Below are 26,110 nucleotides of genomic sequence, written 5' to 3'. Positions count from 1 at the left end.
ATGGATAAATGTCGACCGAGAATTTGACAAAGGACAATCAAGTAGAACAGATCATAAAAAGAATGGACTTTTTTTATGAAAATCGAAAGTATGATCATGTGCTGGAAGAATACGGTCAATTAATGCGTCATGTTCCAGATCATTATGATGGGACATTACAGGCCGGTTGGGCGCATTATTATTTAGGCCAAGATGAAGATGGAGCGCAACTCCTCAAACGTCTGGTTAGCTTGTATCCCGAAGACGACAAAGTACATTGTTTATTGGGACTGTTATATCGAGGGCTGTATCAATTTGAGGAAGCGATCTTTCATGGGAAAAAAGCAATTGAAATCAATTCAAATAAGGGGTTTCATTATTTGGATCTTGCTACTACTTTGAATGCCAAAGTTCAGGATAAACACGGTGATTCCTTTATTTTTACGGGGATAAAACACCCGACGATTTTAGAAGAATATAAGCTTGAACTTGACACAATTGTTGAACTATTACAGACCGGGATGAAACTCATGCCAGATAGTGCGTCAATGCATGGCCTGTTAGGTTTCACATACCTTCGTTTGTGTATGTTTGAGGAAGCCGAAGATGCCTTTAAAACCACTCTGGCTTTGAACCCTCAATTTGTGAAGTATTATGTAGTGTACGGTAAGTTGCAATATTTTTTAGGAAGAAAAGATGAAGCAAAAAAGCTGGTACATTTGGCACTAACTATTAATCCCGAAGATAGTACAGCATTAGAAATAGCTCAATATATGGATAAAGAGGGTGAAATCGATAAATATGGTGCTATTTATGCTGTTCAAATCAAAAGTCTTCACAGACGTATTGTGCAGTTGTATCCGAAAAGTCAGGTTCATCACCTTCGGCTGATCAAAATATTATTTCATTTTGGGGAAAATGAACCTAGAAAAGAAATAAAAGCCTATTTGAAATTAAATCCGAATGATCTTGAAATGAATCTTAGCTATGGGAAGATTCTTTATGACAATTTGGAGTATAAAGAGGCCCTTGAGCATTTTCGGAGATGTAATACCATTTTTCTGGATAATGAGCATATTCAAAATTGGATAGATAGAATATCTGAAAGTGGAAGTTTTGTTATTAATTTTATTTACTGGGGCATAAAACCGATTTATAAGTTGATTATTTGGCTAATTATTTATCCGTGCTTGGTTATTAAGAATAGTCCTGCGATAATTCAATTTATCTACTTAAAAGTAAGGAATTTCCTGAAAGGAGGTAAAGATGAAATATCATTACAATATACAGGAAGAAAATAATCAAATTCAAAAATCAGAAGAGAACGTAAATCTCGATATTGCGTACATGGAAGCATTGTGCAATCGCTATGGCAAGGATTTTGATTTTATTTCGAGTACAAGATTATCTTCAAAACATCTAAAGTTGATCGATAAATATTATGGCATAGCAGACGGGGAATCTATTCTTGCTTTCTATTCCAATAGGTATATTTTTAATAGGGCAAAGGAGGAGATTTTGCTTAGCTCGAAAGGGATTTATTGGCGATCAGGTCAAATGAATCTCGATCCATCGTATTTGACATGGTCACAATACGCTCAAGCTACATCGGCAGTTGATGAGGTTTGCTACATTCAGTTCAGACCTGACCATATATTTCAATCCAGAAGGTCAAATATCCTCACAGAGGTTCTGGAAGATTTTTATGTTTATATGGCATCGCTATTGGTGACAAATAACCCAATTATGTATCATTACGATCAATCTTATAATCACATAGGGCGAATTCCTACCGTCCGGACGTATCATGATAAATGGATGTTGGTCGAGAATGGGATGCCGCTGTATCCTTTGCGGAATAACGATATTCATTGGGTGATTGAAATGGGGCAGGTTGACACGGCGAAGTTACAAGTTTGGAAACTAGGGATGTCAGAATGGGTTTATGTCGAGGAAGTTGCTGAATTGATGAAAAAAGGATAATTTTCATCAAACAATAGCAGATCAGCTCATGGACTTTTTTCTCACTCTCTTGTACGATAGCTAACGGAAGAATAATGCATCGGGTGAAAGAAGGAACAATCATGATTCGGTCGTACTTGCTGTTGCTTTTTTGTGTAACGCTGTGGGGCAGTAATTTTGTGTTCGGAAGCATGCTAGTTAAAGAGTTTCCACCGCTGTTTTTGGCAGATGTTCGCTTGCTTTTCACATCTATGTTTCTGATCATTTACGCGTGGCTGACCAAAAAATTCGTAAAAATCACCGCTCGTGAGCTAGGATTTCTTGTATTGCTCGGATTAATCGGGACGCTGGCGAACCAAACGGCGTATTTCAACGGGCTCTTGACGACAGACGCGACAACGGCATCGTTGATTCTTTCCTTGTCGCCAATCGTCACCGGTGTGCTAGCCTCTTTGTTTTTGAAGGAACAGTTTACATTGCGGATGAAAATGGGATCTGGCTTGGCTCTACTGGGAACATTCTTCGTAGTCGGTATTGGGGCTGGACTCTCGATTTCCAAGGGAGTCTTTCTCATTGTGATTGCCATGGTCACATTCTCGTCATCCATGATCATCATTCGCAAACTGACGCAAACCTTGCAACCGTTTATTGCCACGGTTTACTCGACAACGGTTGGTACTTTGTTTTTGACACCAGCGGCGCTGTTGACGATCGAGCCAGGGGCGCAGATCAGCCACGAAATGTGGGCATGGGCGATGCTCATTTTGACCGCGATCCTCATGCAAGGAATATGTGGAATCGTCTGGAATCAACAATTAAAAGTGGTAGGGACGGGCAAAGCCGCTATTTTCCTTAACTTGCAGCCTTTTGTAGCGATGCTAGTTGGGTTTTTACTGCTTGGCTCACAGGTGACGTCGATTCAAGTGGGAGGCTCCTTGTTAATCGTCGTGGGTGTGATTGTTGCTAGTGTTCAAAAGAAACAAGCTGTTCAGCCATCGAAATCGGTATAGAGTTTGTTAGCCCAAAAGAAAGGGACCTGTCGCACTGGGTCCCTTTTTTGTATCTGTTACCACCCAGATGAACATACATACGCATCAGTGAATACAGGCTTTGGGAAAAAGTTTATTCCTTCTTACTGATATGCAATGAGAAAGAGATCCTGATTGATACTGTTCTTGGTATTGACAATTGGCAACCATGGACAATTTGACACAATCTATGTCCACGAAGAAGATAAGGACTGGTTAGCGAACGGATCAAAGGCTTATGAATTGAGCAATCCAGAAGATCAGAGAGATATCACGATACCTACGCCTGAAACCTTTCAGTCCGATACTAATACACCTTTCCAGGGAGAAGCAACAGGTCTGTTCAAATAGATATAGAATATAATTAGATCTTTCAAGCTGTGAAAAGTCCATGATAAGTACACTTTACTGAGCAAAATAATAAATTTGGAGGGAACTAAATGAAACGTATAACAGTGTTGATTTTACTTACGACGACGTTACTTGGATGTACCCAATCTACAAGCCAGCATACATCCGAGAAACCAGCTAGCGAAATAGAAGTAAAGAATGAACAAACTATCAGTGTGCAGCAAAATGAAAAGAATATATACGTCCCCACAATGCAATATGCAACACCTAGCCAAATGACAAAAGAAGACGTATTGACAAAGCTTATCAATACTATTGATCATTTTGAGACAGCAGAAGGAAAGTTTGAGATGCTTAGAAATGGATATACGAAGTTAGTTGAATACAAGGTTTCCCCACAAGCAGGTTTCAGCACTGTATTCGTGATGAACGAAAAAGGTGTTAAGACGAAAGAACAAACCATTTATTATAAGGACGAGAAGGTATGGTCTGTAGATGAAGTGAATAAAGCGGTTCGGGAAAAAAAGTATCAACTACCAACAAGTAAAGGAACATTAACACCAACGGAAGCCTATCAAAAAAACGCAAACAACGAATCTATCGCATACTATCGAGAGCGACCTCCTATCGGATTAGCCCAAACCTCCCTATTTCCATATGAAATCGCATCTAATTTTGCAGGAGATTTGGACAAATGGGATATAGAAAAAGACAACGAAAAGCTGCTCGGGCGAAATGCGATTGTGATGAAAGGTACTTTAAACAAGAGTGCTTCTAAAAAACAAAATGCGGATACTTTTCGATTCTGGGTTGATAAAGATGCTGGTATTCTTATCAAATTTGAGCTGTATAACGCGAAAGGCGAAGTTGTCGATTATTTGCGAACTTCCGAAATAAAGGTAAATGTTCCTATAAATATTGGCGAGATCGAATCGAGGATCGAGCAATTATAAAGGGACCTCGTATAATTTCTAGCAAGAGAGCAATCGAAAAGAAAAAAGCGTAAGCGGTAATCGGAAAAAGGCATTTTCCCGAAATCACAGGCTTACGCTTTTTGGCGAAAAAAAATCAAGAGGAAGGGGAGGGCAACACACGATAAATTTTTCGCGGTCGGCCTCGGTTCGTAGGTGTTTCTTCCCCGATTTGTTCAATGATGTTGTGCTCTGCCAAATCACTTAATATTCTTCGCGCGTTGCGAGGAGTCATCCCCATCCATTCCGCAATCATCGATGCACTAATATATTTTTGCCCCAATGCTTTTTGGACAGAAATGATTTTGTTAAACGTTGTAATACTGACACCGGCTTTTTTTAGACTTTCGCTGATTTCTTTGTCCTGTGTCCAATATTCGTAGCTGATGCTGTTCGGCTGACGCAGCGGTCCTTCAATCGAACCGTCATGATCAACGAGGATCACGGAATCCTTATGGTTTTTGGCGTGACCGAGAGCGAGCTGTGCATTGCGCTCGGCAGACAATGCTGTGACACCAAAGCCGATACCCATATTCGCATGCGAATGGGTGAGCAGCTTGATTTTTTTCAAAAGGATCGTGGGGTGAAAATCTGGATTGTCTTCATATGATCCACGAGTAGAAAAAATAATGAACTTGGAATTGCCGACCGCGACGAAGCTACCGGAAATCGACTCTGTGTAATCGAGTACGAGCTCTTGCAGCTTCAAGTCGAGGCGCCGCAGCTCGTATGCGTTTGTAGGTTCATTTACGAGCTTTTCCATGTCGGATACCTCAATCAATTGAACAGCAATTTGGGAGCGCTTGAAGTGGAGCGTTTCACCCTCTTGCAGAATTTGCTTGAAAATCTCTCGAAATATGAAGCGCGTGAAGCCCATTCGGTATACGCTGATTCCTTGTCGCTGTAATTCTTCGGTGACGAAAAGCGTTCCAGTGACACAAGCGTCTACCTTGCCTTCCTGGATCAGGCGGGTGTGATAGGCTACCAATTCAGCTCTCTTTCGGAATTCTTTATACGGCTTTAGGTATGGATTCTCACAGTGCAGGCCCAATTCTTCTAACGTCTCACGAAAATGCGCTTCCGAAATGGTATCGAAGCTCACGCGATCTAAAGACAAGCCATCGCGGTAGACCAATTCGAGCAATACTTTGGTCAGGACGCTTGAATTGACTTGCGGATAAAAGGCTTTTTTCTTGCCTATATGCGCTTTCGCCATCGAGTAGGGAGCGACTCCAGAGAAAAACCAGATGTCTGTTTCCAGATCATTTTCGGCAACATAGGTAGGTACTTGCTCCACTCCTTGATAAATAAAGGAGGTGAGCAGGATGTGATCGGAAAACTCACGTCCCACAGCTACCATCGCATCTACGGAATCTTTTGGACCGACTATGCCAACTTTTATCATCAAAATGTCCTCCAAAAAAGTTAAACTACGGAATAAACCATTTGTTAGGAAGGAGATCCATCCTTATTTCGGTATTCTAGTATGTCAGTCTTTCTTATGTAGATTGAATATAACCCATCAAATGGGCAAGCGAGCTGTAAGCGACCACGAAGTTGTAAATAGGGATGTTTTAGGGAAAATTTCCGTATTAATTGTTTTATATTTGACAACTTTCAACAAATTCCTTTATGAATCGACGTAAAAAATAAAAAAATCAGAATTGACATTAAATAATTACGGTACTATATTGTTGAATTAAGGAATGTTTTAGGTCAATTTCCGTTAAAGATTTCTCAAAAGGAGGGAATGTTGAATTTTCTTAATCTTTTTGCAAGTCTGGACTAGGGGGCTCTTATAAGATGTCACGTTATTTACTTAAAAGAATTCTGATGATGGTACTCACCTTGTGGATTATTGTAACGTTGACCTTTAGCCTGATGCATATGATCCCTGGAGATCCATTCGCGTCAGAATCAGATCAATTGCCCGAGCAAATTTTGTTGAATCTGCGTGCCAAATACAATTTGGATGAACCACTGCCAATGCAGTATTTGCTTTATCTAAAAAGTTTGGTCATGCTCGATTTAGGACCTTCTATTAAATCGGAGACACGCGGTGTCAATGATATGATCAAGGATGGCTTCGGAGCATCTGCACTGATCGGTTTGCAAGCGATAGCGGTTGCCCTTTTTTTCGGACTTTTATTCGGAACAATTGCGGCATTAAACCGAAATACCTGGATTGATTATACGGCAATGGTCATGGCTGTATTAGGAATTGCTGTACCCAGCTTCATCATGGCGCCATTGCTCATTAATTACTTGGCAATCAAATGGCCGTTATTCCCAGTAGCGACGCTTACCAGCTGGAAACACTCGGTTCTGCCTTCACTCGCACTTGCTTTTGGACCTTTAGCGATCATTACACGCTATATGCGTACGAGCATGATCGACGTGATGAACCAGAACTATATACGGACCGCTGAGGCGAAAGGAATTCCGACTTTTCTGATAGTGATCAAACATGGAATCCGCAACGCGATTTTGCCAATTGTCACATTTATGGGACCGCTTATCGCGAGTTTGTTAACGGGAACGTTCGTCGTCGAAAAGATTTTTGCGGTACCGGGCATCGGGAAGTACTTCGTCGATGGGATTTTCAATCGGGATTATCCTGTTATTTTGGGAACGACAGTATTCTACAGTGCCATCCTGGTGCTCATTATCTTCTTGATTGACCTGGCCTATATGTTCATCGATCCACGAATTAAACTATCGAGTAGGGGGAGGTAGCCAATGGCGGTAGATCAATCAGTAAATGAGTTGTTTCGACCTAGAGCTCAAAAAGCAGATGGACAGATCGCCCAGATGCGACCGAGCCTGACTCATTTTCAACAAGTAGCGAGAAAGCTCGTTAGAAACAAGCTGGCCATGGTGGGTTTGACCCTGATTGTTTTGCTGATAGCCATGGCGATCATTGGTCCACATCTCGTTCCGTATAGCTATTCCGATCAGAGTCTCTTGAATGCGAATCAGGAAATTTCGAGCGAGCATTGGTTCGGAACAGATGAGCTGGGGCGCGACATGTTTTCACGAACATGGTACGGAGCGCGGATTTCACTGATTATCGGAATATCGGCAGCGTTAATTGATTTGGTCATCGGGGTGACCGTCGGCGGTATTGCCGGATACATGGCCGGTCGAGGCAAAAAGGGAGACCGAATCGATACCATCATCATGCGATTGATCGAGGTCTTGTACGGACTGCCGTACTTGCTCGTGGTGATCATGCTGATGGTTGTCATGGAGCCTGGAATTGTTACCATTATCATCGCGTTGTCTGCAACCGGATGGGTAGGGATGGCTCGTCTCGTACGGGGACAAATCCTGCAATTGAAAAACCAGGAGTTCATCATGGCAGCGCAAGTGCTGGGTGCCAAATTCCCTCGCATTCTGTTGCGACACCTGATTCCGAATACCATCGGAGTCATCATCGTGAACTTGACGTTTACCATTCCGTCGGCGATATTTGCAGAATCTTTCCTCAGCTTCTTGGGCTTGGGTGTGCAAGCGCCAATCGCTAGCTGGGGTACGATGACTAACGATGCACTCGGCGTCATTTTGACAGGGGATTGGTGGAGACTTTTCTTCCCGGCCCTGATGATTTCTTTGACGATGTTTGCCTTCAACGTTTTCGGTGATGGCTTGCAGGACGCATTGGACCCAAGAATTCGCGAGTAACCTCGCCACGCAGATAGGAGGATCAGACATGGCGGATCATTTGCTACAAGTAGAAAACCTCCGCGTACATTTCAAAACGTACGGTGGAGAGGTACAGGCTGTACGGGGAGTTACCTTTCATGTTGATCGTGGCGAGACGCTTGCGGTAGTGGGAGAGAGCGGCTGTGGGAAGAGTGTAACCGCCCAAGCAATCATGGGCTTGATCCCGAACCCGCCGGGAAGAATCGTGGATGGTCAGATTCGTTTTGACGGAAAAGTCATCACGGGGATGAGCAAGAAGGAATTGCTTTCGGTTCGTGGAGCTGAGATCGGGATGGTTTTCCAGGACCCGATGACGGCATTGAACCCGACGATGAGGGTCGGCGCCCAGATCGTAGAGGGATTTGTTCGTACCCAGCAGGTCAGCAAAGAAGAAGCGCGTACAAAAGCGATGGAGATGCTTCGACTGGTCGGTATCCCTGATCCGGAAAAACGGGTCGATCAATACCCGCATGAGTTTTCCGGGGGAATGCGGCAACGTGTCGTCATCGCCATTGCACTCGCCAATAATCCAAAGCTCGTCATTGCAGATGAACCGACGACAGCATTAGATGTAACGATTCAAGCACAAATCCTGGACTTGCTTAAAGAATTACAGGAAAAGCAGCAGCTCTCTATCGTGATGATTACTCATGACTTGGGTGTCGTAGCCGAAATCGCGCACCGGGCCGTGGTCATGTATGCAGGAATTGTGGTGGAAACAGGCAAGGTAGAAGATATTTTCGCAAATCCGAAGCATCCGTATACATGGGGCTTGATGCGCTCTCTGCCGCGGATCGATGGCGTGGAAAAGGAACGACTGGTACCGATTGAGGGAACGCCGCCAGATTTATTCCACCCGCCAAAAGGTTGTCCGTTCGCTCCGCGTTGTCAGTTTGCTATGGAAATATGTGAGCAGCAAATGCCGGACGCTTCCACATTCACCGAGGGTCACCAAGCTGCATGTTGGCTACATGATCCACGGGCACCGAAGCGGGAAGAACTGGTCGCAGCAGGGAGGCAGACGTAGATGAGCCAAGCGTTGGTTGAAGTCAAAAATCTAAAAAAGCATTTTGAGATCGGTAATGGGATTACGCTAAAGGCAGTCGACGGCGTGACTTTCAGCATTAATCGCGGTGAGACGCTCGGGCTTGTCGGAGAGAGCGGCTGCGGCAAGTCGACGTTGGGCAGAACGATGATTCGCCTCTATGAAAATACAGACGGAGAAGTCTTGTTCAAAGGTAAAAATGCCCACCGTCTAAAGGGAAAAGAGGCAGAGCAGTTCCACCGCGACGTCCAAATGATTTTTCAAGATCCGCAAGCAAGTCTGAATCCACGCATGACCGTCATGGATATTATTGCGGAGGGCTTGGATATTCACGGCTTGTCCCGTGGCGCAAGAGCGGATCGGGTCAAAGAATTGCTGGAGCTGGTTGGTTTGTCTAAGGAACATGCGAATCGATTCCCCCATGAATTCAGCGGAGGTCAAAGACAGCGGATCGGGATTGCCCGAGCACTTGCAGTCGAGCCGGAATTTATCATCGCGGATGAACCGATTTCTGCGCTTGATGTGTCGATTCAAGCGCAGGTCGTGAATCTATTAGAAGACTTGCAGCAGGACAGGGGGCTGACTTACTTGTTTATCGCACACGATCTGTCCATGGTGAAGCACATTTCCACTCGAATCGGAGTAATGTACCTCGGCAAAATGGTAGAAATGGCAAACAGCTTCGAGTTGTACGCAAAGCCACTTCATCCATATACACAAGCATTGCTGTCCTCGATTCCGATTCCTGATCCGACAATCAAGCGGGAGCGCATCATTTTGCAGGGCGATTTGCCGAGTCCTGCCAACGCTCCAAGCGGTTGTGTTTTCCGAACAAGATGCCCAAAGGCCGTGGAGCAATGCGCGGCACAGGTTCCTGAATGGCAGGAAGCCGCACCGAACCATTGGGTTGCTTGTCATCTCTATCAGTAGTTCGATTTTCTATCTTAATATATAGGGGGAAACAACGTGAAGAAATTAGCTACCTTTGCCCTGTCGCTCTCGCTCGTCATTCCGGCTCTGGCTGGTTGCGGCGGAAGTGGCGAGTCAGCATCGACTGGTGGTACCACTACCCCAGGCGCTGCTGCCAAACAAGAAGTCGCGTTCAATGCCAAGTCTGAGCCGCCAGACTTGAACCCGCTCACCTCGACGGATACCACGTCCTTCTGGATCATGGATCACTTGGGCGAAGGCTTGTACACCAAGGATAAGGACGGTAATCCGATTCTAGGACAAGCCAAGGAAGTGAAGCTGTCGGATGACAAGCTGAAGTACACGTTCATTTTGCGCGATGATGTGAAATGGACCAACGGCGAGCCAGTGACAGCCGAGGATTTTGTTTTCACGTATATGAAGCATCTTGATCCAGCAACTGCTTCGACTACGGCTTACTTGCTCTATTACATTAAAGGAGCAGAGGCGTACAACAAGGGCACAGGAAAAGCAGAAGACGTGGGCATCAAGGCCGTGGATGCAAAAACGCTCGAAATCGAGCTGGTTGCTCCTACATCGTACTTTGATAAAATGCTGGCTACCCGTTACTGGCACCCAATCAACAAGAAGCAGGCAGAAGCCACTCCAAAATGGGCAGCAAATGCAGATACCTACATCTCAAACGGTGCTTACAAGCTTGTTTCATGGAAGCATGACTCCGAGCTCGTGGTAGAAAAGAACGAGCATTATTGGAACAAAGCGGACGTAAAAATGGAAAAGATCACCTGGAAAATGGTGAATGACGCCACGACTGCTTATCAGATGTACAAGAGCGGTGAGCTCGACTTCAACAAAGAGATGCCATCTGACATTCTCGCGCAAGAAAAATCGAGCCCAGACTTTAAATCCGTTCCTTACTACGGTACCTACATGTACATGTTTAACGTAACGAAGGAGCCATTTACGAATAAAAAGGTTCGCAAAGCATTCGCCATGTCGCTCGACCGTAAAGCCCTGTCAGAAATGGTGAGCCAAGGTGGAGAAACACCAGCTTACTCCATGGTTCCGCGTGGAGCGATGCAACCAAACGGTAAAGACTTCCGCGAAGAGGGCGGAGACTACTTCAAAGAAGATTACGAAGCAGCGAAGAAGTTGTTGGCTGAAGGTATGCAAGAAGAAGGCTGGTCTACGCTGCCAGAAGTTACACTCATGTACAACACTGATGAAAGCCACAAGAAAATAGCACAAGCGATCCAAGAAATGCTCAAGAAAAACTTGGGCGTAGAAGTGAAAATGACAAACCAAGAGTGGAAAGTGTATCTGGATACAACCAAACAAAAGAACTATCAAATGGGCCGTATGGGCTGGGTAGGTCAAATCAACGACCCTTCATTTAACCTTGACTACTATTTGGGTGAAAGCCCGAACAACCGTACGGGTTGGGTGAACAAAGAGTATGATCAGTTGAATATGGCGGCAAAAGTTGAGCAAGACCCGAACAAGCGTATGGAATTGCTTCATCAGGCAGAAGCCGTTTTGATGGATGAAATGCCGTTCATGCCAGTCTACCACTACCAGCAAAACTATTTGGTGAAACCGAATTTAGAAGGTCTCACTTTCCCAGTCAACGCGTTCCCTAGCGCTCGCTGGGCAACAAAGAAATAGAAAAAAAGAGGAGCTTCTCCTCTTTTTTCTCTTTACATACTCCAACGTACAAGTAGCAAAAGAGGAAAGGATGATTCTCGTGATTTTGGACTTTCTGCAAGTGAAATCCGCGTATCAATTGAAGGTGGTGCCGCAGCGTAGAGAGATTACCTTTTTAACGAAGCTGACAGGCATCGCGCAGTTGTGGCGCTGGAATGATGAGGCGAACAGTTCGGAGCAAGTGACCTTTTTGCCTGATCGTGTAGTAGAGGTTGACCATTCCCCATGTGGAACGAAAACAATTGTCGGTATGGACAACAAGGGCGACGAGCGGCAGCAATTCTTTTTGCTGACCGGCAATGGTGTAGTCGTAAAGCCGCTGACGGACGCTCCCGATTACTTTCACTATTTAGGAGGCTGGTCTCCGTGTGGGCAAAAGATCGCGTGGTCCAGCAATCGTCGCAACCCGCGTAGCTTTGATATTTTCGTACAGGATGTCGAGAGTGGTGCGTATGAGGAAGTCTTTCGTTACGATGGGCGCACAACTCCAATCGGCTGGCTGCCAGACGGGACAGGACTCATTTTCAGCGTGCAGGAAACCAACATTGACAATTGCTTGTATTGGTTGGATCTGCAAACGAAGGAAGCACAAAAGCTCGCCATTTGCAGCAAACATGCTCGCTACCATTCCTTGGTACTGTCGGAAGACGGCCAAACGGGATATCTTGTAACCGACCGCGATGAAAACACGAAAGCGTTGTGCCGTTTTTCACTGCGTACAGGAGAGCTGGACAAACTGGTGCATGACTCGAAATGGGACATCGAGGAGGCCAAATTATCCCCGGACGAGACGCTTCTTGCCTTCACGATCAATGAAGGAGGCTACTCCGTTCTTGCTCTCTATTCCTTGACAGAGCAAAGTTGGAAGCGGGTAGAGGAAGCACCACGTGGCGTGATCTCTTCCTTGGCGTGGGTGAGTGATGATCAGCTCGCCTATACGCTGAAAAGCCCTACACTTCCAGGAGACATCTGGACGTACACCATCTCGGAGCAAATCAGCCGCCGTGTAACGAATATTGGCCAATCCGATGTGCTGGAAGATAAACTCATCGAGCCGGAATTGTGCACCTTTCACTCATTTGATGGCTTGGAAGTGCCGTATTTCCTTTATGCCAAAGATACATCTGATCATGCAGAAAAAAAACCAGTCGTCGTCTACGCCCATGGCGGGCCAGAGAGCCAAATTCGCCCAGAGTATCATCCTGTTTTTCAATTTTTAGCGAATGAAGGCTTTACGGTGGTAGCACCGAATGTTCGCGGTAGCATGGGCTATGGTCGGGAATATGTCCAGCTCGATGATCGTCGCAAGCGGATGGATTCTGTCGCAGATTTGGCTTGGCTGGTCAAAGATTTAGGCAACCGCCCAAGTGTTGACCCGAATGCGATTGGTATCATGGGTCGCAGTTACGGAGGCTTCATGACACTGGCTGCGCTTACGCACTACCCCGATCTGTGGGCCGCGGGTGTTGATATTGTAGGGATTTCCCACTTCAAAACCTTTTTGGAGAACACCGGGGCATGGAGAAGGAGATTGCGTGAGCTCGAGTACGGGTTCCTCGGCGAAGACGATGACTTTTTTGAAGAAATTGCTCCTTTGAATCATTCCCATAAGATCACGGCTCCGCTTCTCGTATTCCACGGGCGCAATGATACGCGTGTTCCTGTCAGCGAAGCAGAACAGCTCGTAGCAGACATGAGAGGCAGGGGTCAAGAAGTCGATTTGCACATTTTTGAGGATGAAGGCCACTTTACCGAAAAGCTGGACAATCACATCACGATGAATCAAAAGATTTCCCAGTTCTTTTTGGAGCAACTCGCATCCACCAAGAAAATCGAGGAGTGATTAGGATGACGCAAGAAAAAAGAGGCATAACGGCTGAAGATTTGTATCAAATGCGGTACGCGAGCGATCCGCAGCTATCACCAGACGGAAAAACGCTTGCCTATGTCGAAAATCAAATCGATGAGTCCCACGCCTATCAAAATCACTTGGTTTTACGCAGATTGGATGCGGATGAACCACAGCCCCTGACGGCTGGCTCCCGCGACACCTTCCCGCGCTGGTCCCCGGATGGTTCAAAGATTAGCTTTGTTTCGAATCGATCTGGAAAACCACAGATTTGGCTGATCGAGGCAAACGGAGGAGAAGCAAGGCAGCTCACACATTGCAAAAACGGCGTCAGCAATCCGATTTGGTCACCTGACGGCAACTACATTGTCTTTTCGTCTCTCCTGGATGAGGGTGAAACATTCGCAGATCAGGAGGGGACCGAGGAAAAAGTAAATGCCAAAGCCATTCATGTCGGCAGAATGAAGTATAAATCCGATGATCTCGGGTTCATTTACGAGAAAAACAAGCAGTTGGCCATTGTTCATGTAGAAACAGGCGAGGTTACTCCACTCAGCGATGGCCCGTACAATCATACAATTGGCTCCTGGTCCCCGGATGGAAAATGGCTCGCCATTACGGCGAACCGAGCGGAGGATCCTGATTTTCAGCATAGTATCGACGTTTTTCTTATCCCTTCGGAAGGGGGAGAATGGAAAAAGCTGACCAATAGTAAGGGGACCTTTGCCTATCCAACCTGGTCACATGATGGTAAGAAGCTAGCGTATATCGGAAGTGAATCGGACACCCAATTGTACGCAGCGCAGAAGCGCATCTGGGTGTATGATTTTGAAAAGGGCGACTATACTTGCATCACAGCGGATTGGGACGTTCAGGTTGGCGATTCCACCATCGGAGACATGCGCTCGCCAGGTCACCCGAATCCAGGCGCTGTATGGACAGCGGACGGAAGAGGCATGTATGTTATTGCAAGTGAGCGAGGAAATTCCGGCATTTATCACGTAACACTGGACGGACAAGTCACGAATGTTGTAGCGGGCAACCGGAATATTTACGGTTTTTCGCTGCATGAAAAAGACCAAACGGTGGTTGCTGCCATCAGTGATCCGTTTACGCCGGGCGACTTGTATCAAGTAGGTCTGAAGGACGGAGAAGAAAAACGTTTGACAGCACTGAACAAAGAGCTATTTGCGGGGATTGAGCTCCCTGTTCCAGAAGAAATGGAGTTTGTCGCAAAGGATGGCTGGAAGCTGCATGGCTGGATGCTCAAGCCTGTCGGTTTTGAAGAAGGAAAAAAATATCCGATGGTTCTGCAAATCCATGGTGGTCCTCACAGCATGTACGGAAATACGTTTTTCCATGAGTTCCAGCTGCTCGCTGCAAAAGGTTACGCTGTACTCTATACGAATCCGAGAGGGAGCTTTGGCTACGGAGAGCGTTTTGTTCAGGCGTGCTGCGGTGACTATGGAGGGAACGATTATCGCGATTTGATGACAGCCGTGGAATATGCATGCGACCATTTCGATTTTGTCGATGAGGACCGCTTGGGTGTAGCAGGCGGCAGCTACGGTGGCTTCATGACGAACTGGATCGTTGGTAAAACCAATCGATTCAAAGCGGGTGTAACCGACCGAAGTATTTGCAACTGGGTCAGCTTTTACGGTGTCAGTGATATCGGTTACTACTTCACTGCCGAAGAGATTCAGGCAAATCCATTCACGAATCCGGAAAAAATGTGGCAGCATTCACCGATTCGCTTGGTAGAGAACATCGAGACGCCTCTGCTGATCATGCATGGGGAACATGACTACCGTTGCCCAATCGAACAGGCCGAGCAGCTTTATGTAACGTTGAAGCATCAAGGTAAGGCTCCGGTGTCGTTTGTTCGCTTCCCGGGTGCCAGTCATGAGCTTTCCCGCAGTGGTGATCCTCGGCAACGCGTGTTGAGACTGCAATATACGACAGATTGGTTTGACAGCTATTTGGTTGCACACCAAAAAGAGAAAGTCGAATAAGCCAACAGGAGGTGCCCGTTTGTGAACAAAGAACAAGTCATAAGTAGCGTGCAAGAAAACTTGCCGCAAGCAATCGAGAAGCTGAAGCAATATTTGCGTTTTCCTACCGTATCCGCACAGCATAAGGCCATCCCAGAGACAGTTGAATACGTGGTCAAGATGATTCATGAGGTTGGCGGAGAGACAAAGGTGCTCGACAATCTTGGCGGCAATCCGGTCGTGTATGCGTTTTTTGCAGCAGGCAGTGAAGGAGACGCCAGCAAAACGCTTCTGTTTTACGATCACTACGATGTTCAACCACCTGAGCCGTTTCATGAGTGGAACACGGAGCCGTTTGACCCTACGATCATCGATGGAAAGCTGTATGCGCGTGGTGCTGCCGACAATAAAGGTGACCTCGTTGCACGTTTGACCGCGATTCACATTTTGCAGCAGCAAGCGGGCGGTTTGCCTTGCAACATCAAGTTCCTGATCGAAGGAGAAGAAGAGATCGGCAGCCCGAATCTGGAGCCATATCTTCGAGAGTACAAGGATCTTTTCCAGGCGGATGCCTGCATTTGGGAATTCGGTGGAAAGGACGAAAATGAGCGAATCAGCATGGTTGCCGGGATCAAAGGAATGGCGTACCTAGAGCTGACATGCGTTGGGGCAGAGATCGACATGCACTCCTCTGTCGGTGCGTATGTAGACAATGCAGCATGGCGCTTGGTTCAGGCATTGGCGACAATGAAAAATCAGCAAAACGAAATTTTGGTCAAAGGCTTCTATGATGGGATCGAGGAACCGACAGCGGATGAAAAGAAAGTCGTTTCCGAATTGCCGTTCAGTGAAGAGGCGACCGCAACGCTATACGGTTTGAAACGCCCATTGATTACCGCAGCAAACAATGTGGACCCACGAGAAGCTATGGTTTTTCACCCGACCATGACCATTTGCGGTCTGGAAAGCGGCTATACAGGAGAGGGCGCGAAGACGGTACTTCCGAAAAGCGCGATGGCCAAGTTGGATTGCCGCCTTGTCCCAGGACAAGATCCACAGCATATCATGAATTGCATCGAGCATCATTTGGAGAAGCATGGTTTTACGGATATTACCGTCACCATGATCAACGGACAAAAAGCGTATCGATCTGATTTCCACCATCCGTTTGTTGCTCACGTGCTGGATTCGGCTCGCGCCATTTACGAACATGAACCAGTGCTTTCTCCAAACGCGGCAGGCACGGGGCCGATGTATATTTTCGGGGAACAGCTGAAGCTTCCTGTTGTCAGTACAGGGGTAGGCTGGGTTGGTTGCAAAGTACATGCGCCGAACGAATCTATCCGTTTGAAAGACTTCGAGGAAGGCATTGCCCATATGGTTGTCATGCTCTCCGGATTTGCCAAAGCGCTTTCAGAGTAGCGACATACGAGTGAAGAATCATGCAATTCGATAGCGAAAAGGGGACCTTTCGTGTAAAAGGTCTCCTTTCCTATTTGGAACCCTCTCGCAGCACTTCCAGAGTGGACTTTGCTTTTGTAAACCATGTACAATCGTAAATGATAGTATACATACATTTACAGGAGGCGGAATGCGTGAACAGCGATACACATCCATTCGAAATCGCAACCTTTGCAGGCGGATGCTTCTGGTGCATGGTCAGTCCGTTTGACAAGATGCCAGGCATTGAAGAAGTCGTCTCCGGCTATACAGGCGGTCATGTCGAAAACCCAACCTATGAACAGGTATGCTCTGATACGACAGGACACTACGAAGCGGTCCAGATTACATATGATCCGTCGCACATCTCATACGAGGAATTGCTGCAAATGTTTTGGAGACAAATCGACCCGACTGACGCTGGTGGTCAATTCGGTGATCGAGGTCAATCGTATGCGCCAGCGATCTTCTATCATAATGAAGAGCAAGAAAGGCTTGCGCAAAAATCCATGCAAGAGCTAGATGCGAGCGGTCGTTTCCAAAAGCCCATTGCAACGCTGATTTTGCCAGCCAAGCCGTTCTATCCAGCGGAAGAATATCATCAGGACTACTATAAGAAAAATTCCGTTCGCTACCAATACTACCGGGCGGCATCAGGCAGAGCGAAATTCACAAAGGAAGCATGGCGCGACCGTGCAAAACAAGAAGAATTGAAAAAAATCTTGACCCCGCTCCAGTACGAGGTGACCCAAAATAACGGGACAGAACGTCCATTCACGAATGAATTCTGGGATCACAAGGAAGAGGGCATCTACGTAGACATCGTCTCCAACGAGCCTTTGTTCAGTTCCTTGGACAAGTTTGATTCCGGCTGCGGGTGGCCATCCTTTACCAAGCCATTGCAAGAGGAAACCGTAACCGAGCATGTGGATTTGACACATAATATGATTCGTACAGAGGTTCGCAGCAAAGAAGCAGATTCTCATCTCGGCCACGTTTTCGAGGACGGTCCTGGAGAAAATGGATTGCGCTACTGCATCAATTCAGCCGCATTGCGCTTCATTCCGAAGGATCGTTTGGAAGAAGATGGCTTCGGGGCGTATAAGCGATTATTTGAAAAAGAATAGAGCGTGGACCGCTACTCTCTGGGGAACATGGGAGAAGGGCGGTCTTTTTGCTAAACATACTACTAGGTAAATCATAAGAGCATGCAGGGAGGGGCCAATCTACACACAGACATCCTTTCACAAACGAATTGGACTGTTACTCGCAGCAATCATGGTCGTCTTTCTCTATAAAACATGTAACGAAAAGCCGGCCAATTATGTCATAATAGGTACGTACTTTTATGACCTACATAATTGGATCAGCTCCAAAACGAAAGGGACGTTACAATGAGAAATTTTCGACACCGACTCTTGCATCCGCTCGTACTCGTTACGGCATTGACATTTGTGTTGTCTGGTTGTAGCAGTACGGCTGCTCCACAAGAACCCCAGACACCACCATCTGTGGAGACGCCAACTCCTCCAAAGAAAGAAGAAGCGAAGCCAAAGGAGGAGACCACCTCTCCACCTGCTGAAACACTAAAGCAAGAACAACCGGAGCAACCCCAGAAAGCGAAGCCAACGGAAACGAAGTCAGGAGAAAAGCCATCAGCGGGTCAGCCGCCTGAGCTGTCGTTCCCGGACATCGAGGTCGTGGGTGAGCCTGAGAGTGTTGCTGTACTGGTGAACAAGCAACGCAAGCTTCCGGAGAGCTATCAGCCAAATGATTTAGTGTTTCCTAACGTCCCTTACTTGCTCCCGGAAAAGAGTGAGAAACGCAAAATGCGCAAAGAAGCAGGGGGGGCGCTTGAGCAATTATTTGCGGCAGCCCAGGCTGATGGTGTCCAGTTGGCGGGTGTGTCTGCCTATCGCTCCCACGCGTACCAGAAAGCGCTGTTTAATCGCTATGTAAAAAAAGACGGCGTAGAGAAGGCAAGGACTTACAGTGCGGTTCCTGGGACGAGTGAGCATGAGACGGGACTGGCGATTGACGTTTCTGGTAAGGATGGCAAATGTGCAGCAATGAGCTGCTTTGCCGGAACCAAGGAAGCGAAGTGGCTGGATGAAAACGTCGAGAAGTTTGGATTTATCATTCGCTACCCAGAGGGAAAAGACGCGATTACGGGCTATATTTATGAGCCGTGGCATTTGCGTTATGTAGGTGTCGAGATCGCCCAAGAAATCCGAGAAAAAGGGATTACGCTTGAAGAATATTCAGGTGCGGTGCCTGTTTCCACACCAACGAATTAAAAACGAAACGCCGATCTCTCACCGAAGAGAATCGGCGTTTTTGCTATGTAGTTATGCTATAATGTTCACGGGTGAAGATAATGGCCGAAAAATCAATCAGAGAACGTATTATTGAAACATCCATGCGCTTGTTTGAAGCAAATGGCTACCACAAAGTGACTGTGGATCAAATTGTGAAAGAAAGCGGAACGTCGAAGGGAGGATTTTATCACAACTTCAAATCCAAGGATGAACTCCTCTACATCATTCATGATCAATTCATTACGTATGTGCTGGAGAAAGCAGAGGAGGCTTACGAGAAGTGGGACACCCCGACAGAACGACTGCAAGCCATCGTAAAATCCTTCGTCATGATGATTGATCTGTACCGCTCGCAGGTTACGATTTTTTATCAGGAAAGCTTGTTTTTAGCTCCGGAGTACTACACGGATATTGAAACGAAACGGGATCGCTATAAAAAAAGTATGTTCACCGTCATTTCGGACGGGATCGAATCGGGTGAGTTCCGTCCGGAGCTGCCTGTGCCGATTGTGTCCATGGCTATTTTTGGCATGGTGAACTGGATTTACAAATGGTATCAAAAATCAGGGACGTACTCGATCGAGCAAATCGCGGATATTTATGCAGATATGGTTCTTCATTCCGTCTTGAAATCAGAATCGATGGAAAACCCGGCATTTCAACGTTTTTTCCTGCAATCACAAGAAAATCCCTTCAAGTCATTGTAAGGGTGCTAACAAGGATCATGCGGCTACACTCAAGCTTTTCGATAGGAGACAGGGGCATAGTCGCTTGATGGTCCCATCTAAAACAACTCGATCAGACCAACTGGTTGGTCTGTACTAGTATTCTGACATTTGTTATAATATCAAAAAGACCAACTGGTCGGTCTTGCGTAATCATTAGAGACCAACTAGTCGGTTCGTGAGGTTGTGCCAGTCAGATTCGGGAATAGGGGAGGAATAGTCGTGCTTACCATTTACGAATTACGAGAACTTGTGAAGTTATTGGAGCAGACGGACATAGAATCTTTTGAGGTAAATGACGAAGATTCTTCTTTGCGTATTAAACGAAGAAATGGAAATCAAGTGACATCGGTACATCAAGCCCCCGTACAAACGAAAAGCGCGCCAATCGTGACGGCGGCACCCGCTGTCCTTTTGCCTAAAACAGAAACGATTGAGCGCCCGGTCGTAATAATCCCTGCGGAAGCGCCTCAGAAATCGGCGGAAGTGACGGAAAACTTGTACAAAATCCCTTCACCTATGGTCGGAACCTTTTATGCAGCGCCTGCCGTTGACGCAGCACCATACGTATCCGTAAATGATCGAGTAGAGCCTACTACTATTGTCTGTATTGTCGAAGCCATGAAGCTGTTTAACGAGATTGAAGCAGAAGTAAAAGGAGAGATTGTCCAAGTCTTGGTGGAAAACGGTCAGTTGGTGGAGCATGGACAGCCGTTGTTCCTGGTGAAGCAAGCGTAATGGAGCAGCTTTTAAGGGGAGGACTCGAAGAGTGAGCAAACATACATGGTTCAAGGAATTCTCCGTTCCCACGTACGAGCAATGGCGGGAAGCAGCAGAGAAATCGCTAAAGGGAGCATCTTTTGATGCCAAGCTACTAACGCATTCGTACGAGGGAATTGTTCGCCAGCCCATTTATCGGTACGAAGATGTCAAAACATTGCCGCATCTGGAAGCGCTACCAGGTGAGGCACCTTTTCATAGAGGGAATCAGCAGCCTAGCGAGCATAAGGAACATAAATGGCAGGTCTGTCAGGAAATCATCGCAACGAGTGCCGAGGCATTTAGTCAGGCAGCCGTAGACGACTTAGCGCGTGGACAAACGATGCTGCATCTGATGGTGGATCAAGCGACATTGGCTGGACTTGATCCGGACGAAGCATTACCAGATACGATTGGTCACAAAGGCATATCTGTTTTTTGCCGAGAGGATATAGAACAGGCATTTCGAGGGGTGAAGCTTTCAGAGGTCCCTCTTTACGTGAACACGGGAGCGCTTGGGTTGCCCATTCTTTCACTCATCCTCGCACATGTTGAAGCGACAGGCCAACAAGCCTTCGAGCTTCGTGGGTGCATCGGGCAAGACCCTATAGCGGTCCTTCTCACAGAGGGCAAGCTCGCTTGTTCCTTGCAGACAGCTTATAGCGCCATGGCAAGCATGACGCAATGGGCAAAAGATCATGCGCCCGCGTTGAAAACGATCTTGGTTCAAAGCAATCCTTATCAGGATGGCGGCGGAAACGCAGTAACCGAACTTGCTTTTTCACTGGCCACAGGGGTCGACTATTTGCAAGCGATGCTTGTGCGGGGGCTTTCCATAGAGGATATCACAGCACGTATGCAGTTCTCGTATTCGATCGGCTCTGACGTCTTCATGGAAATCGCGAAGTTGCGTGCTGCAAGAATGCTCTGGTCAAACATCGTGACGGCCTACGGTGGAACAACGGAAGCGCAGAAGATGACGATTCACGCCAGAACCTCCGCCTGGACGAAGACGATTTACGACCCGTATGTCAACATGCTACGCTCCACGACAGAAGCATTTTCAGCCGTCATTGGCGGAGCAGACAGTCTGCATGTATCCACCTTTGACGAAGCCATTCGCCCTGCCAGCGAGTTTTCGAGAAGAATCGCCAGAAATACGCAAATCATTTTGCAAGAAGAAGCGCATTTGGCAAAAGTGATCGACCCTGCGGGTGGTTCTTGGTACGTAGAATGGCTCACAGACGCATTAGCGAAAAAAGCATGGGAGCTGTTCCAGCAGGTAGAAGCACACGGTGGCATGCTGAGCGCATTAGAAGCAGGCTTCCCACAAGGCTTGATCGCCCAGATCGCGGATCAAAAAGCAGCGAGCATCGATACACGTAAAAAGCGTTTGGTTGGAACCAACATGTATCCCAATACGGCTGAGCAGCCACTGCAGGCCGAGAGTCATCCGAACATACACGAAGAGCGAGCAGCACAAGCACGTTCCCATCGGATGAAGCAGAACGTCTCCTCAGCGCTCAATGAGCTGGCGAAACATACCAATCAGGAATTCGTAGTGCATGCAGTAAAAGCAGTGCTTCATGGAGCGACTGTGGGCGATATCGCCAAAGCCATGAGACGTGAAGATTCGGTGGAGACAATCATCCAGCCACTCCGTATTCACCGGGCATCCGAACGCTTTGAAGCCTTGCGGATACAGGCAGATGCTTACTTGAAAACAACAGGCAAAAGACCAACCGTGTTCCTGGCTACGATGGGTCCAGTGGCAAAGCATAAGGGCCGAGCAGATTTCGCAGCAGAGTTTTTTGCGGTTGGCGGCTTTGACATTTTGCGCAAGCAAGCATTCTCTACGATTGTAGAGGCGGCTGAAGCTGCGGTGGCATCAGGTGCGATGATCACAGTCATTTGTTCGGACGATGCGAGTTATCCGGAGCAGGTCCCACCATTAGCTCATGCAATCAAGCAAGGTGTACCCCAGATGACGGTGCTGTTGGCTGGCTTGCCTGAGGCGGAGCAGCTGGCTACTTATAAGGCGGCGGGTGTAGATGATTGCATCCACATGCGTTCCAATTGCTACGAGATGCTGCGAGAACTTCAGGAGCGGATAGGAGTGAGCTCATAATGAAGCGACCTGATTTTTCACAAATGGCTTATCAGTCCAAACGTGATGTGTCTGATTTGTTTCCCCAACTATGTACAAACTCACAAGGAATGGAGCAAATGTGGCAGACGCTGGAGCAGATCCCTGTAAAACCTGCGTATACCAGGGAAGATGTGGAGGGCATGGATCACCTCGGCTACATGCCTGGTTTGCCACCATATACGCGCGGACCGTATCCGACGATGTACGTGACTCAACCGTGGACGGTTCGCCAGTATGCCGGATTTTCTACGGCGGAAGAGAGTAACGCTTTTTACCGACGGAATTTGGCAGCGGGACAAAAAGGGCTATCGATTGCCTTCGACCTCGCGACTCATCGCGGCTATGACTCCGATCATCCCCGGGTAGTTGGTGATGTCGGGAAGGCAGGCGTGGCCGTTGATTCCATTCTCGATATGAAAATCTTGTTCGACGGCATCCCCCTCGATAAAATGTCCGTCTCCATGACGATGAACGGAGCGGTATTGCCGATTATGGCGTTCTATATCGTGGCAGCCGAAGAGCAAGGAGTATCGCAGGCGGAGCTGACCGGAACAATCCAAAATGACATTTTGAAGGAATACATGGTTCGGAATACTTACATTTATCCGCCAGAAGCGTCGATGAAGATCATTTCCGATATTTTTGCCTACACCTCCAAACACATGCCCAAATTCAACAGTATCAGTATTTCAGGCTACCACCTGCAAGAAGCGGGTGCGACCGCGGATATTGAATTGGCCTACACGTTGGCAGATGGCTTGGAATACGTTCGTACTGGCCTTGCAGCAGGCATCGACATCGATGCGTTTGCGCCACGTCTGTCATTTTTCTGGGCGATTGGCATGAACTACTTCATGGAAGTAGCGAAAATGCGTGCAGGCCGCTTGATTTGGGCCAATCTGATCAAGCAGTTCGATCCAAAAAACGAAAAGTCGATGGCACTGCGGACGCATTCGCAAACATCGGGATGGAGTTTGACCGAGCAGGACCCGTATAACAATGTGGTGCGGACGTGCATCGAGGCCATGGCCGCGGCTCTGGGGCATACCCAATCTCTACACACAAACGCTCTGGATGAAGCGATTGCATTGCCGACAGACTTTTCGGCTCGGATCGCGCGGAATACGCAGTTGTTTTTGCAGGACGAAACCGAGATAACCAAGGTCGTCGATCCGTGGGCTGGCTCCTATTACGTCGAGTCCTTGACTGCCCAGCTCGTGGAAAAAGCGTGGGCGCACATCGAAGAGATCGAAGCACTTGGCGGTATGGCAAAAGCAATTGAGACGGGATTGCCAAAAATGAAAATCGAGGAAGCGGCTGCACGCCGTCAGGCACATATCGATTCAGCGAAGGAAGCCATTATTGGCGTGAACAAATACCGTCTGGACAAGGAAGATCCGCTGGAAATCCTCGAAGTCGACAACACAGCGGTTCGAGAAGCGCAAATCAGACGTTTGCAGGAGCTGCGCAATAACCGAGATGAGGCGAGAGTGCAAGCAACTCTACAGGCCATTACGGAATGCGCGAAAACGGGCGAAGGCAATCTGTTGGAGCTGGCTATTGAAGCGGCGCGAGCAAGAGCTTCTTTGGGCGAAATATCGGATGCCTATGAAAAAGTCGTAGGTAGACACAAGGCGGTCATTCGCTCCATTAGCGGCGTTTACAGTTCCGAATACGCAGATGTCGATGAGGTAGCGGCTGTGCGCAAGATGGCAGACGAATTCGAGCAGTGGGAAGGCAGACGTCCCCGTATTATGATCGCGAAAATGGGTCAAGACGGACATGATAGGGGCGCGAAAGTGATTGCGACCGCTTTTGCCGACTTGGGTTTTGATGTCGATATCGGTCCACTGTTCCAGACTCCTGAGGAAACAGCGAAGCAAGCAATAGAAAATGACGTGCACGTGATCGGCTTCAGCTCGCTTGCGGCAGGACATAAAACATTGCTGCCACAACTGGTGGGAGAGCTCAAGAAGTTGGGACGCGAGGATATTGTCGTCGTCATAGGTGGTGTGATACCAGCACAGGATTACGCCTTTTTGCGAGAGCATGGTGCCGCAGCTATTTTTGGGCCAGGAACAGTCATTCCTGTAGCAGCCCAGCACGTTCTGCAAGAGATCGTGTATCGCCTGGAGGCTGCTGGACAATGACCGGGGGCAAGGCTGACAAGAATTTCTTGAACGTTTCCTCCAAGGCACGTCTCCCACGCTTATCAGTGAATCAATATGTCACAGGCGTACGAGATAGTAACCGAACGGTTTTGGCACAGGCAATCACGCTGGTCGAGAGTAATGCTCCCGCTCATATGGATATGGCTCAAGAGGTGATTAAACAGCTGCTTCCTCATACAGGTCAATCCATACGCATAGGGATATCCGGTGTGCCAGGTGCAGGCAAGAGCACGTTCATTGAAGCATTTGGCAGTATGCTTTGCGAAAAAGGTCATCGTGTCGCTGTTTTGGCCGTTGATCCGAGCAGTACGGTTACACGCGGAAGCATTCTCGGTGACAAGACGCGGATGGAGCTCTTGTCGCGCAATCCACAGGCGTTCATCCGACCTTCTGCCACGGGTGGCACGCTGGGAGGAGTCAATCGGAAGACGCGGGAAACAATGCTGATCTGTGAGGCAGCAGGCTATGATGTGATTTTGGTCGAGACGGTCGGGGTCGGACAGAGTGAGACGACAGTCAGGTCTATGGTCGATTTCTTTTTACTGCTGATGCTGACAGGGGCAGGCGATGAACTGCAAGGAATCAAAAAAGGCATCATGGAAATAGCAGATGCGCTTCTGATCAACAAAGCCGATGGGGAAAACCGCACGCGTGCCTTGATCGCCAAAGGTGAATACAATCGTGTTCTGCATTACTTACAGCCGGCAACAACTGGCTGGGAGACGAAGGCATATATGTGTTCCTCGCTGACAGGGGAAGGCATTGAAGATATTTGGGAGGTCATCGGTCAATTTCGTGAAACCACCATCCAATCAGGTGGCTTCGAGAGCAGGCGCAAAGCGCAGCTACTCGATTGGATGCACAGTATGGCTCAGGACTACTTGCGCGCGACCTTTTTCGGCAACCAGCAAGTAGCCGAGCTGCTTCCCTCCATTGAAGGAGCTGTTGCGAGTGGCGAGATTTCACCGACGAGTGCCGTACAGCAATTAGTGGCGATCTATGAGAGTGCGATCATGAAAAAGGAATAGAG

The 26,110-nt window shown here is 47.5% G+C and carries 21 protein-coding genes; 20 read left to right on the top strand and 1 reads right to left on the bottom strand.

The window, feature by feature from the left end:
• The first annotated feature begins 8 nt into the window (after nucleotides 1–8).
• The 5 genes from E8L90_RS09485 (at nucleotide 9) to E8L90_RS09465 (ending at nucleotide 4,273) form a co-directional block, all read left to right on the top strand.
• Nucleotides 9–1,280 carry a tetratricopeptide repeat protein gene (locus E8L90_RS09485; RefSeq protein WP_137029177.1) on the top strand — a complete coding sequence of 424 codons (1,272 nt, stop codon included), beginning with the start codon at nucleotides 9–11 and terminating at the stop codon, nucleotides 1,278–1,280.
• Entirely contained in the window at nucleotides 1,246–1,962 is a 717-nt protein-coding gene (locus tag E8L90_RS09480; RefSeq protein ID WP_137029176.1) for a protein-tyrosine phosphatase family protein, read from the top strand. The genes E8L90_RS09485 and E8L90_RS09480 overlap by 35 nt, the downstream gene beginning before the upstream one ends.
• Nucleotides 1,963–2,063: 101 nt before the next feature.
• Entirely contained in the window at nucleotides 2,064–2,951 is an 888-nt protein-coding gene (locus E8L90_RS09475) for a DMT family transporter (RefSeq protein ID WP_137033363.1), read from the top strand.
• A 153-nt stretch (nucleotides 2,952–3,104) separates the two neighbouring features.
• Complete coding sequence (locus tag E8L90_RS09470; RefSeq protein ID WP_162309071.1) at nucleotides 3,105–3,320, top strand: hypothetical protein; 216 nt, start codon at nucleotides 3,105–3,107, stop codon at nucleotides 3,318–3,320.
• Nucleotides 3,321–3,409: 89 nt separating this feature from the next.
• A complete protein-coding gene (locus E8L90_RS09465) occupies nucleotides 3,410–4,273 on the top strand; it encodes a LolA-like protein (protein ID WP_137029174.1) in 864 nt (287 codons plus the stop codon).
• 115 nt (nucleotides 4,274–4,388) lie between these two features.
• Here the strand turns inward: E8L90_RS09465 and E8L90_RS09460 are convergent, their stop codons facing one another.
• Complete coding sequence (locus tag E8L90_RS09460) at nucleotides 4,389–5,696, bottom strand: helix-turn-helix domain-containing protein (protein WP_137029173.1); 1,308 nt, start codon at nucleotides 5,694–5,696, stop codon at nucleotides 4,389–4,391.
• Between the two features lie 398 nt (nucleotides 5,697–6,094).
• Here E8L90_RS09460 and E8L90_RS09455 point away from each other — a divergent pair, with 398 nt between their 5' ends.
• From E8L90_RS09455 to meaB, 15 genes are all read left to right on the top strand, one after another.
• Nucleotides 6,095–7,027 carry an ABC transporter permease gene (locus E8L90_RS09455; RefSeq protein ID WP_137029172.1) on the top strand — a complete coding sequence of 311 codons (933 nt, stop codon included), beginning with the start codon at nucleotides 6,095–6,097 and terminating at the stop codon, nucleotides 7,025–7,027.
• Between the two features lie 3 nt (nucleotides 7,028–7,030).
• Nucleotides 7,031–7,975: an ABC transporter permease gene (locus E8L90_RS09450; protein ID WP_137029171.1), complete on the top strand. Its 945-nt coding sequence runs from the start codon at nucleotides 7,031–7,033 to the stop codon at nucleotides 7,973–7,975.
• A 28-nt stretch (nucleotides 7,976–8,003) separates the two neighbouring features.
• Entirely contained in the window at nucleotides 8,004–9,023 is a 1,020-nt protein-coding gene (locus tag E8L90_RS09445; protein ID WP_137029170.1) for an ABC transporter ATP-binding protein, read from the top strand.
• Nucleotides 9,024–9,971 (top strand): ABC transporter ATP-binding protein, encoded by a 948-nt coding sequence (locus E8L90_RS09440; protein ID WP_137029169.1) that lies wholly within the window; start codon nucleotides 9,024–9,026, stop codon nucleotides 9,969–9,971.
• Between the two features lie 36 nt (nucleotides 9,972–10,007).
• Nucleotides 10,008–11,636 carry a peptide ABC transporter substrate-binding protein gene (locus E8L90_RS09435; protein WP_137029168.1) on the top strand — a complete coding sequence of 543 codons (1,629 nt, stop codon included), beginning with the start codon at nucleotides 10,008–10,010 and terminating at the stop codon, nucleotides 11,634–11,636.
• Nucleotides 11,637–11,715: 79 nt separating this feature from the next.
• Nucleotides 11,716–13,518 carry a S9 family peptidase gene (locus tag E8L90_RS09430; protein ID WP_137033361.1) on the top strand — a complete coding sequence of 601 codons (1,803 nt, stop codon included), beginning with the start codon at nucleotides 11,716–11,718 and terminating at the stop codon, nucleotides 13,516–13,518.
• Between the two features lie 5 nt (nucleotides 13,519–13,523).
• Nucleotides 13,524–15,539: a S9 family peptidase gene (locus E8L90_RS09425; protein WP_137029167.1), complete on the top strand. Its 2,016-nt coding sequence runs from the start codon at nucleotides 13,524–13,526 to the stop codon at nucleotides 15,537–15,539.
• 21 nt (nucleotides 15,540–15,560) lie between these two features.
• The gene (locus E8L90_RS09420) at nucleotides 15,561–16,940 is read left to right on the top strand and encodes a M20/M25/M40 family metallo-hydrolase (RefSeq protein ID WP_137029166.1); all 1,380 of its coding nucleotides are present in this window, start codon (nucleotides 15,561–15,563) and stop codon (nucleotides 16,938–16,940) included.
• Between the two features lie 173 nt (nucleotides 16,941–17,113).
• Nucleotides 17,114–18,085 (top strand): peptide-methionine (R)-S-oxide reductase MsrB, encoded by a 972-nt coding sequence (msrB, locus tag E8L90_RS09415; protein WP_137029165.1) that lies wholly within the window; start codon nucleotides 17,114–17,116, stop codon nucleotides 18,083–18,085.
• Nucleotides 18,086–18,352: 267 nt separating this feature from the next.
• Nucleotides 18,353–19,255 (top strand): M15 family metallopeptidase, encoded by a 903-nt coding sequence (locus E8L90_RS09410; RefSeq protein WP_137029164.1) that lies wholly within the window; start codon nucleotides 18,353–18,355, stop codon nucleotides 19,253–19,255.
• Nucleotides 19,256–19,335: 80 nt separating this feature from the next.
• Nucleotides 19,336–19,983, top strand: a complete 648-nt coding sequence (locus E8L90_RS09405; RefSeq protein ID WP_167497591.1) for a TetR/AcrR family transcriptional regulator — start codon at nucleotides 19,336–19,338, stop codon at nucleotides 19,981–19,983.
• Nucleotides 19,984–20,223: 240 nt separating this feature from the next.
• The gene (gene accB / locus E8L90_RS09400; protein WP_137029162.1) at nucleotides 20,224–20,739 is read left to right on the top strand and encodes an acetyl-CoA carboxylase biotin carboxyl carrier protein; all 516 of its coding nucleotides are present in this window, start codon (nucleotides 20,224–20,226) and stop codon (nucleotides 20,737–20,739) included.
• Nucleotides 20,740–20,770: 31 nt separating this feature from the next.
• Nucleotides 20,771–22,888, top strand: a complete 2,118-nt coding sequence (locus E8L90_RS09395; protein WP_137029161.1) for a methylmalonyl-CoA mutase family protein — start codon at nucleotides 20,771–20,773, stop codon at nucleotides 22,886–22,888.
• Complete coding sequence (gene scpA / locus E8L90_RS09390; protein WP_137029160.1) at nucleotides 22,888–25,059, top strand: methylmalonyl-CoA mutase; 2,172 nt, start codon at nucleotides 22,888–22,890, stop codon at nucleotides 25,057–25,059. The genes E8L90_RS09395 and scpA overlap by 1 nt, the downstream gene beginning before the upstream one ends.
• A complete protein-coding gene (gene meaB / locus E8L90_RS09385; protein WP_137029159.1) occupies nucleotides 25,056–26,108 on the top strand; it encodes a methylmalonyl Co-A mutase-associated GTPase MeaB in 1,053 nt (350 codons plus the stop codon). Before scpA ends, meaB begins: the two co-directional genes overlap by 4 nt.
• Nucleotides 26,109–26,110 lie beyond the last annotated feature (2 nt).

Source organism: Brevibacillus antibioticus, assembly GCF_005217615.1.
Lineage (GTDB): Bacteria > Bacillota > Bacilli > Brevibacillales > Brevibacillaceae > Brevibacillus > Brevibacillus antibioticus.
This window is presented reverse-complemented; position numbering and strand designations above follow the sequence as displayed.

Coding starts and splice junctions, on each gene's coding strand:
- E8L90_RS09465 (WP_137029174.1), top strand. CDS start 3,410: ATGAAACGTATAACAGTGTTGATTTTACTTACGACGACGTTACTTGGA.
- E8L90_RS09445 (WP_137029170.1), top strand. CDS start 8,004: ATGGCGGATCATTTGCTACAAGTAGAAAACCTCCGCGTACATTTCAAA.
- E8L90_RS09425 (WP_137029167.1), top strand. CDS start 13,524: ATGACGCAAGAAAAAAGAGGCATAACGGCTGAAGATTTGTATCAAATG.
- E8L90_RS09450 (WP_137029171.1), top strand. CDS start 7,031: ATGGCGGTAGATCAATCAGTAAATGAGTTGTTTCGACCTAGAGCTCAA.
- scpA (WP_137029160.1), top strand. CDS start 22,888: ATGAAGCGACCTGATTTTTCACAAATGGCTTATCAGTCCAAACGTGAT.
- E8L90_RS09455 (WP_137029172.1), top strand. CDS start 6,095: ATGTCACGTTATTTACTTAAAAGAATTCTGATGATGGTACTCACCTTG.
- E8L90_RS09480 (WP_137029176.1), top strand. CDS start 1,246: ATGAAATATCATTACAATATACAGGAAGAAAATAATCAAATTCAAAAA.
- E8L90_RS09440 (WP_137029169.1), top strand. CDS start 9,024: ATGAGCCAAGCGTTGGTTGAAGTCAAAAATCTAAAAAAGCATTTTGAG.
- E8L90_RS09405 (WP_167497591.1), top strand. CDS start 19,336: ATGGCCGAAAAATCAATCAGAGAACGTATTATTGAAACATCCATGCGC.
- E8L90_RS09475 (WP_137033363.1), top strand. CDS start 2,064: ATGATTCGGTCGTACTTGCTGTTGCTTTTTTGTGTAACGCTGTGGGGC.
- meaB (WP_137029159.1), top strand. CDS start 25,056: ATGACCGGGGGCAAGGCTGACAAGAATTTCTTGAACGTTTCCTCCAAG.
- E8L90_RS09410 (WP_137029164.1), top strand. CDS start 18,353: ATGAGAAATTTTCGACACCGACTCTTGCATCCGCTCGTACTCGTTACG.
- E8L90_RS09460 (WP_137029173.1), bottom strand. CDS start 5,696: ATGATAAAAGTTGGCATAGTCGGTCCAAAAGATTCCGTAGATGCGATG.
- E8L90_RS09485 (WP_137029177.1), top strand. CDS start 9: ATGTCGACCGAGAATTTGACAAAGGACAATCAAGTAGAACAGATCATA.